Consider the following 19,372-nt stretch of genomic DNA (forward strand, 5'->3'; position numbering starts at 1 on the left):
CGCTAACCACCTGAGCAAACAACAAAAAAGCCCGCAGCGCGGGCTCTTCTGATCAGGCGTTTGCGAATCCTATTTGTTCGCGCGGGCCTTGGCGACCATGCGGTCCGGACGCAGCAGGAAGCGCGCCAGAGCCGGTAGCAGCCAGATGGAACCGACCATGTTCCAGATGAACATGAAGAACAACAGCAGGCCCATGTCCGCCTGGAACTTGATGGGCGAGAATATCCAGGTCACTACGCCAATACCGAGGGTGACACCGGTAAAGATAACCGCCTTGCCGGTGGACTTCAGGGTCTCGAAATAGGCTTCCTGGAGCGCTTTGCCCTCCAGCAGGAACTTCTCAAGCTTGCTGTAGATATAGATGCCGTAGTCGACACCAATACCCACGCCCAGCGCAATAACAGGCAGGGTCGCAACCTTGATGCCAATACCGGACACCGCCATGATGGCCTCAGCCAGTATCGACGTGAGCCCCAGGGGAATCAGGATACAAAGCACCGCACGGACGGAGCGGAACGTCAGCAGGCACAGGAAAGCGACGACACTGTAGACGAAGATCAGCATCATGTTCTTGGCGCTTGAGATTACGTCATTGGTAGCCGCTTCGACACCGGCGTTACCAGCACCAAGCAGGAAGGTGTGCTCATCGTTATTGTTGTTGCTGGCGAACTCTTCCACACGCTCGGTAACGGTCTTCAGCGTTTCTGCCTTGTGATCCTCGAGGAACACCAGTACCGGAGTAAGATCACAGTTGGTGTTGATCAGGCCTGCCGGAGCCTCACGAATCGAAGCATTGATGATGGTCTGGTTGCGGGAAATTTCATACCACTTCCAGTTACCCTCATTCAACGCCTTAGTGACCAGTTTGGACACGTTCGCCAAAGAAGCGGACGATTGAACGCCCGGCGTATTCTGCAGTTCCCACTGCAAGGTATCCATGGCACGAAGAGTGTTGTACTGCGTACACTGCTCTTCCTCCGTCTTCACCATCACCACAAGGACATCAGCGCTCGTCGAGTAGTTGTCGATGATGAAGGCATTGTCCTTGTTGTAGCGCGAGTCCGCTCTCAACTCCGGGGCGCCCTGATCAAGATCACCAACTTTCAGATCCTGCTTGTAATACAGTCCGACCCCGAGGCCAATCACCGCAATCAGCAGTGAAATCGGAGCCACACCCGGGTGCGCAAAGTAGGACATGATGCGCCACTTGCGGTCCTGCTTTTCGCCGTGATTCTGCACGTGACGAACGCCACCTTTGGAGATACCCAGGTAGGACATGATCAATACGTGCAACACCAGGTTCGTAAGGATAACGAACGCCACACCGATGCCGGCGGCAACCGCCAGGTCTCGGATAACGTCAATTTCGATAAAGATCAGGGTCAGGAAACCGAAAGCATCGGAAATCAGGGCCAGCATGCCCGGAATGTACAGAGCCCTGAATGCCAGCCGCGCGGCGGTGACGGAATCAAATCCTTTTGCCGCCTCCACGGCCATGGCGTTGACAATCTGAACGCCGTGACTGATACCAATGGCAAACACCAGAAACGGAACCAGTACCGAGTATGGGTCAAGACCATAACCAAGCAGCCTCAGAGTACCAAGCTGCAGGAACACGGCGATGATTGAGGTAAACACTGGCACCAGTGTCCCTTTAATGCAGCGGGAATAACCGAACAACAACAAAGTCGTCAGAATGATGGTAATACCGGCAAACCAGGCAATGGAGCCAATGCCTTCAATCAGGTCACCCACTTTCTTGGCAAAACCGACAATATGGATGTCAATTTTCGGGTTCTGCGCTTCGTACTTGTCCCGTATCTTTTCTTCCAGCTGGCGGGAGAACTCGCCATAGTCCAGCGGCTCGCCGGTTTCAGGGTTGTTTTCGTACAGCGGAGCGTAAACGATTGTCGACTGGAAGTTATCCGAAATCAGCCGTCCGACCTCATTCGATCTGAGCACGTTCTGGCGCAGTTGCTCCAGGCTATCCCGGGAGGAGCCATCGTAGTTGTCCGGAATAACCGTGCCACCCTGGAACCCCTGTTCTGTGACCTCCACCCAGCGGACGTTGGAAGTCCATAGAGATTTCAGCCCGGAACGATCAACCCCGTTGAGATAGAACACCTCATCGGTGATCTGTTTCAGGGTTTCCATGTACTCCTGTGTAAAGATATCGCCCTCTTCCACCTCTACGGCGATACGCACAAAGTTGCCAAGGTTTTCCAGGTCGTTCCTGTACTCCAGCATATTAACGATGTACGGATGCTCAAGCGGAATCATCCGCTCGAAACTGGCGTCCGGCTGGATTTTGACGGCGTTATAGCCGAGAAACAGCGTCAGGAATAAAAATGCAATCAGGATAATCGCCCGATTGTTGAAGATCAGCCGCTCCAGGAACGGTTCTGCCTTCGGTGTAGTCAGGTAATGCTCGCCCTTGTCATGCTTCGGGTTCGACATTCAAAAGCCCCTCTTGTTTTCGATCTGTTGGTGCCGCATCAGGGCGTTATTGAAGGTTCTTGCCACGGGCGTCGGTGAACTTAACGCCACCCTCGCCCACGATCAGAAGGTTGGTTCCGGAGAGCGGGACAACGTCCATCACACCTTCCCGGTCATCGCGGGAGTAAGGGCGGAAGGATGTGCCACCATTTGTGCTCATCAGAACCGTGCCACCGTTACCAACCAGGGTAATCCTGCCGTCGTCCGCAACCACGCCATTATTGAGCGTTGCACCGGCTTCGTTCGGAACCACTTTCCAGCTCTTGCCCAGATCGGTGGAGAGGAACATGTTGCCGCGCAGACCAAATGCCAGAACCTCGTTCACCTGGCCTGTACCAATGGCGCCAAACAGCGAACCTTCATAAGGGCTTTCACGCTTTTCCCAGCTATCGCCACCATCAATGGAGACGAAGATCTGACCGGCCTCGCCAACAATCACCAGTGCTCCTCCAGTGATTTGGGTAATGCTGTTGAGGTGAAATCCGGTGGGATTCTCGATCCGGGGTGACCAGTCGCGCCAGGTTTCGCCACCGTCTGTGGTGCGCAGAATCATGCCGTAGGCACCTATGACAAAACCGTGGCTTTCGTTCTCGAACCAGACATCCAGAAACGGGTTAACAGGACCGATTTCGAGATCGGACTCCAGGTTTTCCATTGAGAAGAACAGATCGTCCAGCGCCCATTCCAGGTCGGCCTTTTCCTCTTCCGGAGCCTCCTCGATCTCCTGCTCCATTTCTTCGATCTGCTCCTGGCGGCTTGCAATAGCCAATTCGGCCGCTTCGATACCGGTCAACTGCAGGTCCCAGCTTTCACCGGCGTCGCCTGAATGGAGAACCACACCGCTGTGTCCCACTGCCCAGCCGTGAGTATCTGTACCAAAATCAACACCTGTCAGGGTCACGCGGACCGGTACCTGGCCCTGCACCCAGGTTTCACCCTGATCATCAGAGAAAATGATATGACCACGCTCACCGGCTGCCACGATTCGCTCCCCTGCACGGTCTGCGTCATTGAGCAGATTCTCGGGCGCGAGCAGTGTGGGCCGGGAAGGGGTTTCGATGATATCTGCAAGCGCAAATACCGTGGGCGCGGACATTGTCATGGATAGTCCAAGACAGGCCGCTCCCAGAGTCTTGCACATCAACCTTGTAGCCATTCAGATTGCCTATATGTTGTGTTGAACCGTGTCACTCTGATTTCACCGGTATTTCCGGCTTGTACTATGAATATACCGGTAGCCTTCCGGCCACCGGTATATTTGTCGCCATCCGTCTCTGGCAAAACCGTTTTCCTGCCAACAAGCGCAACCGTTAACGCACACTCCTGCGACGCAGGGATGACGGCGAGAAGTAACGCCGGTTGGGCACTTCGTTGGTAAACTTGCGGGTGGAATTTTCTTCAGTATCAAGGCCGAGCACGTGATATCGACGTGCCTGCAGATCGTGATACACATCCAGAACCGTCCAGACGCCAGGAAGTTCATAATAGTTCTTAAGCATGCCCATGGTCACGCGCCATAGTTCTCCACGGCCATCATATTGGTCGAGCAGCACGGTGTTCCAGCTATCGGCATCGACATAAAAACGGCGCTTGCCATAGATATGACGCTCCCCATCTTTGAGGGTGGCCTCCACTACATGGACTCTGTGAAGCTCCCAACGGGTCAGATCCGGGTTCAGGTGAGAAATGCCCAGTATCTCGGAGTAAGGGGTGCCCTCCTCGCCAAGACGGTAATTGTTATAAGGAATGTAGATCTCGCGCATTCCTTCATAATTCCAGTTATAACGATCAAGAGCACCGTTAAAGATATCAGTGTCATCGGCTGTTCGCAGATTGTCTGCCGCCGCAATCGGAGAATCATAGCCCAGATTGGGAGCACGTCGAACACGGCGTTGGCCCGCGTTATAACCCCACCCATTACGAGGATTGATAATCTGGTTCAGGGTTTCGTGAACCAGGATTGCACCACCGGCAAGACGGGGCGGCGACTGAGTGAATGACAGATAGTAGAAGATGACGTTATCAAGCTCATCTTCACCCCCCTCGGGGTTGTAAAAATTGAAGAAGGCTTCCTGCTGTGAGGTAACCAGCGAGTAATCGCCATCCGTTTGCACGGCAACCTCACTGGACCGACGGGTAATATTGACCCCACGCCAGCGGGTCAGATGATTCCAAATAACCTGCCAGGCTTTCTCTTCATTGTTGCCATGCAGAATCGGGAACGGATAGCCCCCGAAAGCGCCATCAAGGCCTGCGCCCTCACCTACGATTTCCGCGTCAACAGCATTCTCTTTGGTATTTTCAGCCACCCAGTCCGGCACCGCATGGGTACGCCGGGTCTTGTAGACAGGAATACGGAAGGTGGTTGGATAAGTATCCAGCATGGCACGAAGGCCATCCGTCAGGTAGTCGTCATACTGATCCATGTTTGAAGCGCTGATCGTGAACAACACTTCGTCGTCCGGGAACGGATCGATGTGATGCTGACCACTGCCTTCGTAGCCGGCAGGTGCTTCAGTCAGCCCGCCGTCCCATGGTGGGATGGTTCCCGCATCGTTACCGGCTTTGACGGAGCCGAACGGCGTCAGGTCCTGCCCGAGGCGAGCAGCCTCACTGGCGGAAACTGCAGCATTAACTGGCGTGGCGAATACAGAAAACGCAAACAAACTGCCCAGAATTACGTTATTTTTGTACTTCATTGTTTGACCTTAAACCTGTCTGAAAGCCCTGAATAAGGCTTTTCTTATTGTGTTGTCATGGAATATCGGCTCCTGACAGGTTAACCGATCGGCCGATATTGTCTATCGACCGAAAGTGCGATTTTGTATCCGCCTGCGACAGGCTCCGTAACAGCACTGGCAGGTACTGATTCAGCCTCTCTCCTTTACTGGCCTGCAAGGCTTTTATGCACCACCTCGTAGACATCCCGTGACAGGCCGGACTTGTCTCGTATGGCTTCCAGCGCTGTTTTCATCTGTTCACCATGCACCGGTGCAAATTTGCGCCAGCGAGTCAGTGGAGATACCAGCCTGGCAGCAATTTGTGGATTGCTATCGTCCAGACGACGCACCTGCTGCTCAAGAAACTGATAGCCCGAGCCATCTTCCGCGTGGAATGCAGGCAGGTTCTGGCCAGCAAACACACCAATCACCGAGCGGATCTTGTTGGGATTTTTCCAATCGAAGGCCGGGTGAGCCATCAACTCGTGAATCTTCGCCAAGCCCCCGGTACGGCTGCTGCCGGACTGGACGGAAAACCACTGTTCCACTACCTGTGGGTCGTCTTTCCACTGCTCGTAGAACGCTTTCAGAGCCCGTTCACGCTCCTGGTCATAACCGGAGTTCACCAGCGACCGCAATGCGCCCATGCGGTCGGTCATATTATCGGCGCTTTCAAACTGGCTTACCGCCAGCGACCGCCCCTCTTCATCGTCTGTGTGAAGCAGCCATGCAAGCGCCGTGTTTCGCAGACTTCTGCGGGCCACGTCTTCTGGCGTCACTTCGTAACGGCCCTCAACGGTGTTGCGCTGGTAACAGGTCAGCAGCTCATCCCGCAGTGCGGTCGCAAGATGCCCAAGCACGGTTTCTCGCGCCCGGTGAATGGCGGGCACATTGGGTTTGTCTGAAATTTCAATCAGGTACGCCTCAGACGGCAGTTGCAGCATCTTCGCAACCAGTGCCTGATCCAGGGACGCATCCGTCAACAGGCCGCGGTAAGCCTCTGTCAGTCCAGAATCAACAGTATCGCTGCTGTCGTCGCCCACAAGCCCATTGATAACATCCACTGCCAGTCGCTGGCCTGCATCCCAGCGATTGAAACCGTCCGGATCATGACTCATCAGGAACATCAACTGATCGCGTGTCCAGGGGTAATAGACGCGGACCGGTGCCGAGAAATTTCTCAGCAGAGACGGGACTGGACGCTCCGCTAGATCATGGAATTCGAAGGTGTGGCTGGCTTCCGTCAGCTCAAGCACACGATCCGTGGGTGCGTCCGTGTCGCCTGCGTTCAGTTTTAGCGGCAGGGATTCACCACCGTCCCCCAAAAGCCCAACGGCAAATGGAATGTGCTGCGGCTTCTTGTCAGTCTGGCCAGGGGTATCCGGAATCGACTGTTCGATAGTCAGGCGGTAGACCCCGGATGCCTTGTCATAGTCATCACGCACCGTCAGCTGCGGTGTGCCCGCCTGCTCATACCAGAGACGGAACTGAGACAGGTCACGGCCACTGGCGTCTTCCATGGCCCGGACAAAATCGTCGGTGGTTACAGCCTGGCCGTCATGGCGCTCAAAATACAGATCACTGCCCTTGCGGAACATGTCGGGGCCAAGCAGTGTGTGAATCATACCCACAACTTCGCAGCCCTTTTCATAGATGGTCAGGGTATAGAAGTTGGTAATCTCCATGTAGGACTCGGGGCGCACCGGATGAGCCATCGGGCCTGAGTCCTCGGCGAACTGGGCCGTGCGCAGCATGGTCGCGTCTTCAATTCGTTTGACCGTAGGGGAACCCATGTCAGCGGAGAATTGAGAGTCACGGAAAACCGTGAAACCTTCCTTCAGGCTCAGCTGGAACCAGTCGCGGCAGGTAACCCGATTTCCGGACCAATTGTGGAAATACTCGTGGGCAACGATGGATTCGATACGCTGGAATGCCAGATCTGTTGCGGTTTCCTGGCTGGCCAGCACACAGGAGGAGTTGAAAATATTCAGGCCTTTGTTCTCCATCGCCCCCATATTGAAGTCGTCGACTGCCACGATCATGAAAATATCGAGATCATACTCCCGGCCATACACCTCTTCGTCCCAGCGCATGGCACGCTTCAGGGAGTCCATGGCGTGATCACACTTCTCGGAATTGCGCGGCTCGACATACATGCGCAGGTCAATATCGCGTCCGGACATGGTGTGAAAGCTGTCCCGCTTTTCCACCAGATCCCCGGCAACCAGGGCAAACAGATAGCTCGGCTTGGGAAACGGGTCTTCCCAGGTCACAAAGTGCCTGCCACCTTCCAGATCGCCCTTCTCAACATCGTTGCCGTTGGACAACAGAATAGGAAAGCTGGCCCTGTCCGCTTCAATGCGGGTACGGAAACGGGCCATCACATCGGGACGGTCCGGGAAGTAGGTGATACAGCGAAATCCCTCGGCCTCGCATTGAGTACAGAACATGCCGGAGGACTGGTAAAGGCCTTCCAGGCGAGTATTGTTCTGTGGTTCGAGCCAGGTCACCACGCCCAGTTCGAACTGGTCCGGAACGTCATGGACCACCAGTTTGTCAACACGATCCTCGTAGGCGTCCTTTGCCAATTCCCGACCGTCCAGGCTCAGCGACTCCAGCGTGGTCATGGTATCGCCATTCAGCTCAAGGCTTTTGTCGGCACTGTCACTGTCGGGGTTGCGGCGCATGGACAGAACACTGTGTACCCGCGCCCCATCTTCAAACAGTTCAAAACGCAGATCCACGTGGTCCACCAGGAAAACAGGGACTCGGTAATCCTTCAGATAAATGGTTTGTGGCTGACTGGTACGCATTGGTTATCTCCAGAATATGTTGGGCCTGCTTCAGTTGCCCTGATAGACGCGGAAGCGGACTTCGTAACCGGTGTACTTGCGGATGTTGATCACGCCTGTGTCGAGGATGAGATACTGGCCTTTTATCCCCTGCAGGACACCCTCCGCTGTCGGTGTTTTGTCCAGATTATGGGTTTTTATCGTCCGGGGCCAGACCTGTACCGGATAACTCAGCGCAAGACTTTCTTCATCAACCGCCCTGATCGCGGATTCCCCGTGGCTGGCCCGCAGCCCGGCAAGGTCATCGGCGATCAGGTCCAGCATCCGACGACGCTCCTCAACCAGGTCCAGCTCCGGCACGTCGCCTTTCAGCATGGCTCGCCAGTTGGTACGGTCTGCAACATGGGCCTTACAGGCAACCTCCACGAAGCCCGCCAGTTGGCGCGTGGCTACCCTTACCATGGGGATGGCATCCACCGCACCCTGGTCAATCCAACGGGTGGGCACCTGCGAGCCTCTGGTAATGCCGACCTTCAGCCCGGATGAATTAGCCAGATAAACCACGTGCTCAATCATGCAGTGAGTTTCACCCCACTCCGGTTCGCGGCAGGTGCCCTCATGATAGTGACATTTTTCCGGGCTCATGATGCAACTGTCACAGGCAGCGAGCTTGCGGAAACAGGGATAGCAATACCCCTGACTGAAACTCTTGCTGGTTTTACGGTCGCAGTGGATACAACGTATCACGCCGTCAAAATCGAGCTGTAGCGGAAAACCGATCATTTCGTTCAGAGGAACCAGAGTGTCCCCCACCCGAACGGTATAGCTGACAGGATCGCCAGGCTCCGCCGGCATCTTGCGCAGGCGACCGGATACATCAACCAATGCCGTCAAGACTTCACCTCGAAGAACTGATCGGAGTCCACCGACCCGTTGGCGGAATTTCCGGCCGTGCGCGCGACGCTGGGATCACAGGCAGTACCGGCCTTCTTGCCGCGGTCGAGATACCCCACCCGCTCTTCCATGGGAACCTGGTGGTGGTCTTCGTAATAGATAACCGCCTCCATGCAGATCGAGCGCTGTTGGTCATTCAGCTTGCGCCCGTCTGGCCACTTGCCCAGCTCCAGAGCAAGCTTGAGGCTCTGATAGACCGCTGGATCCAGCCGCTTGATCAGCTCTTCGTAAGTCATTTCATTCTCCAGTCACACTAGCGCAAAAAAAATATAGGCAAACCTGTTGACAGCCATAAACGATAATGATTATCATTACTTCGCCAAATGACCGAGGTCGTGTTCATTTGGTCTCTCTCATCAGGAGCTAAATGCTCTTTTTATGCCCCGCGATTTCGCGGGGCTTTTTTTGGTACCGGCAAAACCACCGCCAGCGCCAGACCGGCCACAAAACCACCCAGATGAGCCTCGTTCGCCATTCGCCCCAACCCCAACATCTCAGGGATGGGGGTAAATCCTATTACCATCCAGACCACCGCAAAAGTGACCAACGCCGGAGGGAACTGGAACCTGGGCACACGCCGCTGACTGAGCCAACAGTAGCCAAGAATGCCGTATACAACTCCGGACAACCCACCAAACAGTGGGCCAGAAACAATGTATTGCAGCCCGTTGGACAGCAGGCTGGTTCCCACGAATAGCACCAGTAACCGGGTGCGGCCATCAAACCATTCGATCTGGCTGCCCAGAAACCACAGCATGACCGAATTGAAGATGATGTGAGTCCAGCTGAAATGCAGAAAATCCGGGGTAATCAGACGCCAGACCTGACCACTTGCCAGCGTTGAGGACAATGCCTGAACACGCTCCGCCATGGTGCCCCAGTCATGAACCCGCGGGTCCACAAACATCAGCAGAGTGGACAGCTGGTTCTGCCCCATGGCAGTCATCCACGCCATCACCAAAGCCAACAGAATCATGCCCAACACGACCGGTGCATGGCTTGGTGACGGCTGCCAGCGCCCTCCCACAAACGCCGGCGACCGCGTAGTAGTATTCACCGCCTGCTGGATTTCCGGCTCGCTCAGAAAGCGTTCAAGAGCCTGTAGAACCGGCTCTGTGTGCTCCGGATTCTCCAGCCACAACACCTGATACCCGCCCTCCTCGGTGATCCGGTGACCCACGCCCTGTTCTTTCAGCCAACGACTGAAACCAGCCAGGTTCACTGCGGTGTCAATCTGTTTGATCCGGTACACAGGCTACCTCGCCACGCTGTCTTCGCTAGTGGGATACTCCGGCTGCTCCGGACGCTCCACATCCACCCAAACAAATTTGTCTCGGGACAGTGTACGCTCGCCATCCAGCCGATAGGCCACCAGTTTGCCGTATTTGACGGCGCTGAAATCGATACAGGCAACGTTATGCTTCAGCGGCGCCGGTTCGCCTTCCATCCAGTAATGCCCCACAAACACCGGGGGTGCCGAAACCGGATAACTGATCAACTGGCTGCGCTCGGCGTCGGTCAGCTCACGACAGGCAACTTCCTCCGGCAGCGGGTCTGGCTGGAAAACCACATCAGCGTAGGTTTTAGGATTGTCAGCCCAGAACTTGGTGCGGAAAAACTCCCGGACATAGCCATCCTTACCGGTGATTTTTACCCCTGGCGGCAACCTCAGGTCGGTGCCGCGCAGGAGAGTGTCCATCACCTGGCCCGCAAAGGACTCGATGGCGGCGCTGGCATGGAGGAAGTCGTCATCAATGCAGGCCCCACCCTGACTGTCCTTGAATTTGTTGATCAGCTCACTATCCCAGCAGGCATGCACCGCCCGGAAGTCCGGTTCGTCGATAAACAGCGGAATGGTATAGAACCATTCCAGAAACTCGTTCCATTCGTGAGGGTGATGCTCGAACTGCTCAAGTGTTTCACGAATCAGCCGGTCGTGGCGGGCGTTGTGTTCACGCAGAAATGTCTTGCCACTGCCTGGGCGGGCACGGGTGCAGTAACCGAGGGCGTTGTACTCGTGGTTACCCATCACGATGCGGGCAGAGCCATGCTCCACCATGTCCCTCACAAGGTGGAGGGACTCACGAATGCGAGGTCCCCGGTCAATAATGTCGCCAATGAATATGGCCTGCCGCCGGGGGTGCTCGTACACCCCATTCACCTTGCGGTACCCCATCTGAATCAACAGGCGCTCCAGGGTGTGTGCGCATCCGTGAATATCGCCGATAATGTCGTAGCCGCGGCTTGCGGATCTAACCTGTCCTGCCATGTTTTTAACTCGCTGCAATCTCACTGGCCCAGCCCAGCTTGTCCCGGCACGTGGCGTAAAAATTATGATCCGCTGGGTGAATAAGGCGGATTTTGAAAGGCTTTTTGGTGATTCGGATGATATCGCCTGGTGCACAGGCAATGTTCATCTGACCGTCGAAACTGATTTGTGGATAGGTCTCGTTGGTCTCACCAATCACCAACTTGATCTCGCTCTTGCCGTCCACCACGATGGGCCGACTACTCAGGGTGTGCGGGAACATGGGCACCAGCACAATGGCATCCAGTTTGGGATGCATGATCGGCCCGCCAGCCGACAACGAGTACGCCGTCGAACCGGTAGGAGTCGCCACAATAAGCCCGTCTGATCTCTGGCTATATACGAAATGTCCGTCGATATACAGATCGAAACCGATCATTCGGGTCGATTTGCCGGGGTGAAGTACAACGTCGTTCAGTGCGGTTCCGAAACCGAGAGGCTGGCCGTTTCGCTCAACATGTCCGTCCAGCAGAAATCGCGACTCTTCAATGTACTCGCCCTGGAGAACCTTCCCCAGCCGCTCTTCCAGATCGGAGGGTGCAATATCGGTCAGGAAACCCAGGCGACCCCGGTTCACACCGAGCAGCGGTATCTTCGACTTCGCCAGTTCCCTCGCAGCACCTAGCAGGCTGCCATCGCCACCGACCACAATCACCAGGTCACAGATCTCACCGAGAAGCTTTTTACTGGCAACCTGCAGGCCATGGCCCGGCAGCATGCTGGCGGTATCTTCTTCGATAATCACGTGGTAGTGATTGTTCGTCAGGTATTGTTTGAGCTGACGCAGCGACTCGACCACCTTGACACTGCCCATGCGGCCAATCACGCCAATGTTTCTGAATTGATCCATGTAGCTTCCTGTGGATATCTGTATGGGCCGGGATCGGTCTCGCTATTCTCCCGGAAACGTCTGGGAGACCATAGTAACGAAATACGGCCTGATTCTGAAAAAAGATCCTGTTCCGGGCGGGCACTGCAGCGTTAATTCTCGCTCTGCGGCTGGTGCTTTTCGCAGCGGTCATCGATTCCCGTCCGGAAGTCAGCAGGCTGGCTGACCCGCATGACAGGTTCTTCACAGGGGGTGCCATCAGCACCCTGATGGTGACAGACAGGTTTTTCGTAATGTTCCAACCACTGCTTATAGGCGGGCTCATTCAGGCCACAACGTTCTGCGGCATAAGCTACAGGATTACGGAAATAGGTTTCGATATCATCATAAGGCAAGGTGATGTGACCAACTCCGGGGTGATACGCCACCAGAAATACCGAGTGACCCTGCAGGTGGTCCATCACCGAGTTTTCTGAGGGTTTCTGGTGACGCAGATCGTAATTTTCCTGCTCCAGTGCCACAATTTTCTCATCACGGATTTCCAGCTCCCGCTGTCGACGCTCCAATTGCTCTCGTAACAGCACAACTTCTGCGTCGACAGTGGCATCCTCATGCTCCTTGCGTGCATCTCCGCCGGCAATCTGCTCCTGCATCGACAAATACTGTTCGTTACGCTCAGCAAGGCGGTTTTTCAGCTGTTCATTGCTGAGTTTCTGGCGTTCGAACTTCTGCTGAAGTTCCGCTATTTCATTACGCAACGCCTGCATTTCGTGACGGTTTTCCCGCTGGATGTCAGACAGCGCATCCCGATGGACGCTTTGCAGGGTCTTGATACGCAGCCGCTGCTCGCGAATGACGCGCGCCAGTCGCACACGATCGGCAGAGGTCTCGAGGTCTTCGGGGGAGCGGGCTTCGTCACCAAGAACCGGAATATTCTCCTCCGGCGTCGGTTCCACTTTCCGGAGCTTCAGGCTATTGGCTTCCAAAGCTCTGCGAATAGCCTGAAAATGGTTGCTCCCGGGAGTCATATCCGGATCCCAGAGCTCTTCGGCATTGGCAGACTTCGGGCACTGGCTGCGGCAGACCAGACGAATCGGGCCGGCCCCCATGTCAGGGCCCTTGGCGCCCTTCTTCGCAAGTTTCTCTACCGGCAGGTTCCAGTGGCTGTCAGCCCGACCCTCCTCATCGAAATAAATGCGGAAAAACACCAGCGAACGCACCATAAGATCCGTGCCCAGAAGCACGTACACAGCCTTGACGTCAGTGTCTGCCAGGTCCGAAAGCCCTACATAGCCATCCAGAAAGGCGCCGAACTCAGAGGCACGCATCTGCCGCGAGACATTGCTGCCGTCCATGAACATTACCGCCGAATAACCATCGCTTACCTGGTCGGCAGACCCCATCGTGCGCTCCCCACTCTCCGAAAACCGTCAGACTTCCGAGTAATAGTCTAGCGGGTCAATGCCCGCTGGACAGGGGAAAACTGCAACGTTTTGTGATCACGGGGCCCGAAGCACGGTTCTGGCTGTCAGAGCTCCGCTGCCAACCGGCTTCCCTGATCTATGGCACGCTTGGCATCCAGTTCCGCCGCCACGTCCGCGCCACCAATCAGGTGAACCTGAATGCCTTCGGCTTCCAGACCACCCTGCAGTTCACGCAGTGGCTCCTGCCCCGCGCAGATCACGATAGTATCCACTGGCAACACCCGGTCTTCGCCCTGCTCCTCACCTTTCGGACTCACGGTGATATGCAGGCCTTCGTCGTCGATCCTGCGGTAGCTGACCCCCGGCACCATCTGTACCTGACGGTTTTTCAGGGATGTGCGATGAATCCAGCCGGTAGTCTTGCCAAGGTTCTTACCCACTTTGGAGGTTTTACGCTGCAACAGGTAGACTTCACGGGCCGGCTCAGGTACCTCCGGCTTCATGCCCTGAATGCCGCCACGGTGCTTGACGCTCAGGTCCACACCCCATTCGCGCATGAAATGCTCCGTATCCAGCGCCGCGGAGGCGCCCTTGTGGACAATAAATTCGGAGACATCAAAGCCGATACCACCAGCGCCGATCACCGCCACTTTCTGACCAACCGGCTTGCGCCCCAGCAGGGCATCCAGATAGCCGATTACCTTGGGATGATCCACCCCGTCGATTTCCGGCGTGCGAGGACTGACTCCAGTGGCCAGAACCACGTGGTCAAAACCGCCAGCCTTGAGGCCTTCCACATCCACCCGGGTATTCAGGCGAACGTCAACGCCATGTTTGTCGAGCATTACCCGGTAATAACGCAGCGTTTCGTAGAATTCCTCCTTGCCCGGAATCAGCTTGGCCACATTGAACTGACCACCCACTTCGCTGCCGGCATCAAATAACGTGACCCTGTGCCCCCGCTCTGCCGCCACGGTGGCAAAAGCCAGGCCGGCGGGGCCGGCGCCCACTACCGCGATTTTCTTCGGTGTTGCTGTTTTTACATAAGCAAGCTCGGTTTCATGGCAGGCACGGGGGTTAACCAGGCAAGAGGTCAACTTGCCGCTGAAGGTATGGTCCAGGCAGGCCTGGTTGCAACCTATGCAGGTGTTTATCTCATCGGCACGGTCTTCAGCCGCTTTCAGTACCAGATCCGAATCCGCCAGGAATGGCCGGGCCATGGAGACCATGTCGGCGTCGCCTTGTGCCAGAATTTTCTCAGCAATATCCGGCATATTGATGCGGTTGGTAGTCACCAGGGGAATACTCACTTCGTCTTTCAGGCGAGCCGTTACCTTGGTGAAGGCCCCCCTGGGAACCGATGTAGCAATGGTCGGCACCCGCGCTTCGTGCCAACCAATGCCTGTGTTGATAATAGTGGCACCGGCTTTTTCAATTTCCTTTGCCAGTTGAACCACTTCTTCCCAGGTGCTGCCATCCTCGATCAGATCGAGCATCGACAGACGGTAAATGAGGATGAAATCAGCACCTACACGCTCACGGACACGACGAACAATCTCGATGGGAAGGCGAATGCGGTTTTCATAACTGCCGCCCCACTGGTCGGTACGATGGTTGGTGTGAGCCACGATGAACTGGTTAATGAAGTAGCCTTCGGAGCCCATAACCTCTACTCCGTCATAGCCGGCTTCCCGCGCCAGCGCCGCACAGTTCACGTAATCCTCGATCTGTTTTTCGATACCGGCTTTGTCCAGCGCTTTTGGTTTCAGCGGATTGATAGGCGCCTGGATCGCAGACGGGGCCACCAGTTCCGGATGGTAGGCATAACGGCCGGCATGAAGAATCTGCATACAGATTTTGCCATCGGCCTCGTGCACGGCCCGCGTGATAACCTTGTGCTTTGCCGCTTCTTCGGGCGTGTTCATCTTGGCGGCGTGCTGAAATACCGCGCCCTCCTCATTCGGGGAAATACCCCCGGTCACTATCAGACCGGCCCCACCGCGGGCGCGTTCGGCATAAAAGGCTGCAAGCCGCTCGAACCCGTTCCTGGCCTCTTCCAGGCCGGTGTGCATGGAGCCCATCAGGGTGCGGTTGCGAAGGCGGGTGAACCCCAGGTCCAGTGGTTCCAGCAGATTGGGGTAACGCGAAACACCCGGTGTTGGTGCGGTCATTGTCTCTCTCCTTTTGTGTTGGATCGGCGGAGCCGTAATATGGGCTCTAAGTTAGCCCTCGCGCTTGCACCAGACAATATCTTCAGGTAACAATCTGATATCCCCAAGTAACTTGTAGGACAATATAGAAAGCCATGCGCTCCATCTCCAGACGCAAAAACCCTCTCGGCGACATCAGCGTGCTTTATATTGATGTCATGGCGCGAGCCATCCGCGCGGAAGGGACAGAACCCACTGACCTGCTCTCTCGTTTCGGATTGGATGAGCGAGCACTGGGGCAACCCGAGACCCGCATCAGCATTCCCCGCTTCATGCGAATGGGCCAGGCCGCCATTACCCTCACTGGCAACCCCGCGTTTGGCCTGACCATGGGGCAATTGTCACGACCGGTCGACGCGGGCATTGCCGGACTGGCCGCCCAATGCGCGCCGACTGCTGGAGAAGCCATTCATACCCTGATTCACTTTGCCCCGCTTACCAGCCGCAATAGTCGGGGGATTCCGTGGACAACCGATGGTGGGCGCGATGCTTACTTCTACTCGATCAAGCCCTACAACGTATTCAACTTTTTCGTGGTGGACTCGGTTCTGGCAGCCTGGACGCAGTTTCTGAGGATCATTACCGGCCAAAACAGAGTCATCGAAAGGGTAACCATTGAGTACCCTTCCCAGGGTCAGGACGCCGTGTTCGAGCAGTGGTTCGGGTGCCCGGTGAAGTTCGGCGCGCAGCGCAACAGCCTGAGGCTGGCCCCGGGCATCAGGGATATGGCCTCACTGCAGGCGCAAGCGGCCATGTTCGAGAAACTGTCGGGGGAGTGCCAGCGGGATTTTTTGCGAATCCGCGCGGGCTGGACCACTGGAGACCGGGTCAAGGACCTGCTCCCGCCCCTACTACAGGGCGACACCCCTACCCTGGCAGCGGTTGCAGGAAAACTTGGCGTTGCTCCCTGGACGCTGCAAAGGCAACTCACAGACGAACAGACAGGCTTCCGGGAACTGGTGGACGAAACCCGCCAGGAGCTGGCAGTGGAGTACATCCGGGAAACACGCGCATCCCTGTCGGAAATTTCCTGGCTGTTGGGGTTTGCCAATCCGGCAGCGTTTCACAAGGCATGGCGTCGCTGGTTTGCAACCAGCCCGGGGGAGCACAGAAAGCGATACCTGGCAGAGCAGGATGCCAAAAGCATTCGTTAAACGTTATTGAGGAAATTACAGCTCGGTAGCGTCATCCAGGCCTTCGTCGTCCTCATAGTCCTCAAACTGACTATCAATCAAGTCTTCTTCGTAATCTGACATCATTCATCTCCGGCGCATCAAATGCCAGAATAATGACACAGCAACTATTACACGATGATGTCTGCGAAATGACAAAGAGAAGATACGAGACAGGGAGGGAAAATGGCGGAGCGGACGGGACTCGAACCCGCGACCCCCGGCGTGACAGGCCGGTATTCTAACCAGCTGAACTACCGCTCCGCGTGAGCCGCCACCTCGAACACAATCAAGGGTGTGATTGCTTGGTGACAACGAGGGCGCATTATAAAGAGGCCGCCCCGCATGTCAACGTTTTTCATGAAAAAAACCAGTTTCGCGGGGTGCCGTTACATGGCATCAACCATGGCGTCCTTTCCCTGTGCGGTTTTGCGGTATTCAATGGGTGTCATTCCCGACCAGCGCTTGAACGCACGGTAAAAAGTGCTGGGTTCCGAGAAGCCGGTAAGATAGACAATTTCGTCAATGGATTCGTCGGTAGTGGCCAACAATTGCCGCGCCAGACGATAGCGGAAATCCGCCAGCACCTGGTTAAAACTGGTTTCGGCTTCGGTCAGACGAGTACGCAGAGTCCGCGGTTTGATCCCCAGGCGTTCGGCTACCGCGTCCAGGGTCACTTCTCCGCTGTCCAGCAGCTCGGCCACAATCCGTTCTACCTGGCCAACAATGTCTTTTTTCTCCAGGCGCGCCACCTGTTCACTGGCAAACCGCTCGTGAAGGTCCAGCAACTCGGGTTCTGCGTGAGGTGAGGCATGGGACAACAGGGAAACCGGAAAATACAGCCGATTCTCCTTCGCACCGAATACCACGTCGCAACCCAACACCTTACTCACGTGGGCTTCGCCATGGTCACGTTCATGCTCGAATTCGATGCGGGAGGGAAAGAAACGGTCATCAGTGATGGATCTGAAAAAGGTGATCAGACCCTGAACGAAGCATTCGTTAAAATGTCGCTGGCGGCTGACTTCGTCAGAGGCGGCATCCAGTACCATGCAGGCCTCGTCCCCCTCGATAAAGAAATCAGTATTGGCGGCATCACTCAATAGCCGCTGATAGTTCTGTGCCCGCCTAAGCCCCTCACCAAACGTAGGACTGCTGAGAAACAGGTATTCAAGAACCTGTCCCTTGTAGGCTGGCAAAAACTGGCCCAGGTGAAGGCCTGCGTCCGGGTCCCCGGAAACATCTTCGACAACCTGCCAGAAATAAACCTGGGCGCTGTGAGGTGTTCTCAGCTGTTCGGTGTAAACATAGTCTTCATCGACACCCAATCGGGCAAATATAACGTCAGTATCAATCCCTTTGCGTTTCATGGCCTGATAAATCAGGCGCAACATCACACCCGCATCGCGAAGTTCCTGCATAATGTCCCGCTTTATCGTTGTTCATTGATAGACTTGGCCAGCCAGACAAGCTTGCCGACAAGCGAAGTCAATGCCCATACTAGTGGGATTTGCCAGACTCTGAGACCTAAGTCGTACAATGAAGCATATCAGGCCAGAGACGCACAGGTGTATCAGGAGAGTTAAGAATATGACAGATACTGCAATTTATCGTAATCAGCCGCCAGGTCTCTGGTCGCTTTACAGCAGGGTGCTGCTCCCGAAAGAGAAGCCCTCCGGCGGTGATATCCATATTCCCGAACTGTCCGCCAGGCTGATTGGCGTCAGCACGGCCAACGATACCCTGAAACGTTACCAGACAGTCTGCGGATTCCGACCAAAAACGACCTTACCTGTCACCTGGCCCCATATTCTGGCGTTTCCACTACACCTGAAACTGCTGACGGAGAAAGCGTTTCCGCTGCCATTGCTGGGCCTGGTACACCTTCGTAACCGCATCACACAGCATCGCCCTATCGGTGCCGGAGAGAGCGTGGATATTGCCGTGCGACTTGACGGCCAGGAGAAAACTGCCAAGGGGCTGGAATTCGACCTCATCACCGAGGCCTGGTCCGCTGGCCGCCTGGTCTGGGAGGAAACCAGCACCAACTTGTTCCGGCAGGCGGACAAAAGCGATAAACAATCCGGCAGCAAGCCACCAGAGTTGCCCCGCTATGCGGAGACAACAGAGATCATTGCGCCAGAGTCCATTGGCCGGCAATACGCCAGCGTTTCCGGGGACCGTAACCCGATACATCTGCATGCACTGACTGCCAAAGCATTTGGCTTTCCCCGCGCCATCGCCCACGGAATGTGGAGCAAAGCCAGGGTCCTGGCGCTGCTCGAGCAACAGAGTGGCTGGCGCCAGGACGCAGTGTCGATATCCTGCCAGTTCAAAAAGCCACTGTTTCTGCCGGGCACGGCACAGCTTAACTGGCAGGCGGGGAAGTCCGGTTGGGATTACCAACTGCTGAATGCATCAGGATCTGCCCCTCACCTGAGCGGCGAGATTCGTTGGGGGAGCTGAG

14 protein-coding genes and 1 tRNA gene are annotated in these 19,372 nt (G+C 55.8%); 2 read left to right on the forward strand and 13 right to left on the reverse strand.

Going from position 1 to position 19,372, the window contains the following annotated elements; translation table 11 throughout:
* Nucleotides 1-69: 69 nt before the first annotated feature.
* The 11 genes from M8010_RS08840 to M8010_RS08890 all read right to left on the reverse strand — a co-directional run bounded on the left by M8010_RS08840 (nt 70) and on the right by M8010_RS08890 (nt 15,694).
* A complete protein-coding gene (locus M8010_RS08840) occupies nt 70-2,457 on the reverse strand; it encodes an efflux RND transporter permease subunit (RefSeq protein WP_250090488.1) in 2,388 nt (795 codons plus the stop codon).
* Between the two features lie 46 nt (nt 2,458-2,503).
* A complete protein-coding gene (locus tag M8010_RS08845) occupies nt 2,504-3,652 on the reverse strand; it encodes a WD40/YVTN/BNR-like repeat-containing protein (protein ID WP_250090489.1) in 1,149 nt (382 codons plus the stop codon).
* 154 nt (nt 3,653-3,806) lie between these two features.
* Nucleotides 3,807-5,195 carry a DUF1329 domain-containing protein gene (locus tag M8010_RS08850; protein WP_250090491.1) on the reverse strand — a complete coding sequence of 463 codons (1,389 nt, stop codon included), beginning with the start codon at nt 5,193-5,195 and terminating at the stop codon, nt 3,807-3,809.
* A 185-nt stretch (nt 5,196-5,380) separates the two neighbouring features.
* A complete protein-coding gene (gene pepN, locus M8010_RS08855; protein WP_250090492.1) occupies nt 5,381-8,029 on the reverse strand; it encodes an aminopeptidase N in 2,649 nt (882 codons plus the stop codon).
* A gap of 30 nt (nt 8,030-8,059) precedes the next feature.
* On the reverse strand, nt 8,060-8,902 hold the full coding sequence (locus tag M8010_RS08860) for a DUF2797 domain-containing protein (RefSeq protein WP_250090494.1): 843 nt from the start codon (nt 8,900-8,902) through the stop codon (nt 8,060-8,062).
* Entirely contained in the window at nt 8,899-9,198 is a 300-nt protein-coding gene (locus M8010_RS08865; protein ID WP_250090497.1) for a YeaC family protein, read from the reverse strand. The genes M8010_RS08860 and M8010_RS08865 overlap by 4 nt, the downstream gene beginning before the upstream one ends.
* A gap of 140 nt (nt 9,199-9,338) precedes the next feature.
* Nucleotides 9,339-10,214: a rhomboid family intramembrane serine protease gene (locus M8010_RS08870; protein WP_250090498.1), complete on the reverse strand. Its 876-nt coding sequence runs from the start codon at nt 10,212-10,214 to the stop codon at nt 9,339-9,341.
* 3 nt (nt 10,215-10,217) lie between these two features.
* Complete coding sequence (locus M8010_RS08875; protein ID WP_250090500.1) at nt 10,218-11,231, reverse strand: metallophosphoesterase; 1,014 nt, start codon at nt 11,229-11,231, stop codon at nt 10,218-10,220.
* A 4-nt stretch (nt 11,232-11,235) separates the two neighbouring features.
* Nucleotides 11,236-12,120: an NAD(+) kinase gene (locus M8010_RS08880; protein WP_250090502.1), complete on the reverse strand. Its 885-nt coding sequence runs from the start codon at nt 12,118-12,120 to the stop codon at nt 11,236-11,238.
* A 131-nt stretch (nt 12,121-12,251) separates the two neighbouring features.
* Nucleotides 12,252-13,502 carry a DNA repair protein gene (locus M8010_RS08885; protein WP_250090505.1) on the reverse strand — a complete coding sequence of 417 codons (1,251 nt, stop codon included), beginning with the start codon at nt 13,500-13,502 and terminating at the stop codon, nt 12,252-12,254.
* 125 nt (nt 13,503-13,627) lie between these two features.
* Complete coding sequence (locus M8010_RS08890) at nt 13,628-15,694, reverse strand: NADPH-dependent 2,4-dienoyl-CoA reductase (protein WP_250090507.1); 2,067 nt, start codon at nt 15,692-15,694, stop codon at nt 13,628-13,630.
* Nucleotides 15,695-15,828: 134 nt separating this feature from the next.
* Between M8010_RS08890 and M8010_RS08895 the strand changes: the two genes are divergently transcribed.
* Complete coding sequence (locus M8010_RS08895) at nt 15,829-16,887, forward strand: AraC family transcriptional regulator (RefSeq protein ID WP_250090508.1); 1,059 nt, start codon at nt 15,829-15,831, stop codon at nt 16,885-16,887.
* Nucleotides 16,888-17,092: 205 nt separating this feature from the next.
* Here the strand turns inward: M8010_RS08895 and M8010_RS08900 are convergent.
* Nucleotides 17,093-17,169, reverse strand: a tRNA-Asp gene (locus M8010_RS08900).
* Nucleotides 17,170-17,294: 125 nt separating this feature from the next.
* On the reverse strand, nt 17,295-18,326 hold the full coding sequence (locus M8010_RS08905) for an AraC family transcriptional regulator (protein WP_250090510.1): 1,032 nt from the start codon (nt 18,324-18,326) through the stop codon (nt 17,295-17,297).
* Nucleotides 18,327-18,495: 169 nt separating this feature from the next.
* Here M8010_RS08905 and M8010_RS08910 point away from each other — a divergent pair, with 169 nt between their 5' ends.
* Nucleotides 18,496-19,371 carry a MaoC/PaaZ C-terminal domain-containing protein gene (locus M8010_RS08910; protein WP_250090512.1) on the forward strand — a complete coding sequence of 292 codons (876 nt, stop codon included), beginning with the start codon at nt 18,496-18,498 and terminating at the stop codon, nt 19,369-19,371.
* Nucleotide 19,372: the final 1 nt, after the last annotated feature.

Source organism: Marinobacter sp. ATCH36 (assembly GCF_023555055.1).
Taxonomy (GTDB): Bacteria; Pseudomonadota; Gammaproteobacteria; order Pseudomonadales; family Oleiphilaceae; genus Marinobacter.

Coding starts and splice junctions, on each gene's coding strand:
- M8010_RS08850 (WP_250090491.1), bottom strand. CDS start 5,195: ATGAAGTACAAAAATAACGTAATTCTGGGCAGTTTGTTTGCGTTTTCT.
- M8010_RS08880 (WP_250090502.1), bottom strand. CDS start 12,120: ATGGATCAATTCAGAAACATTGGCGTGATTGGCCGCATGGGCAGTGTC.
- M8010_RS08905 (WP_250090510.1), bottom strand. CDS start 18,326: ATGCAGGAACTTCGCGATGCGGGTGTGATGTTGCGCCTGATTTATCAG.
- M8010_RS08890 (WP_250090507.1), bottom strand. CDS start 15,694: ATGACCGCACCAACACCGGGTGTTTCGCGTTACCCCAATCTGCTGGAA.
- M8010_RS08910 (WP_250090512.1), top strand. CDS start 18,496: ATGACAGATACTGCAATTTATCGTAATCAGCCGCCAGGTCTCTGGTCG.
- M8010_RS08875 (WP_250090500.1), bottom strand. CDS start 11,231: ATGGCAGGACAGGTTAGATCCGCAAGCCGCGGCTACGACATTATCGGC.
- M8010_RS08845 (WP_250090489.1), bottom strand. CDS start 3,652: ATGGCTACAAGGTTGATGTGCAAGACTCTGGGAGCGGCCTGTCTTGGA.
- M8010_RS08885 (WP_250090505.1), bottom strand. CDS start 13,502: ATGGGGTCTGCCGACCAGGTAAGCGATGGTTATTCGGCGGTAATGTTC.
- M8010_RS08895 (WP_250090508.1), top strand. CDS start 15,829: ATGCGCTCCATCTCCAGACGCAAAAACCCTCTCGGCGACATCAGCGTG.
- M8010_RS08865 (WP_250090497.1), bottom strand. CDS start 9,198: ATGACTTACGAAGAGCTGATCAAGCGGCTGGATCCAGCGGTCTATCAG.
- pepN (WP_250090492.1), bottom strand. CDS start 8,029: ATGCGTACCAGTCAGCCACAAACCATTTATCTGAAGGATTACCGAGTC.
- M8010_RS08840 (WP_250090488.1), bottom strand. CDS start 2,457: ATGTCGAACCCGAAGCATGACAAGGGCGAGCATTACCTGACTACACCG.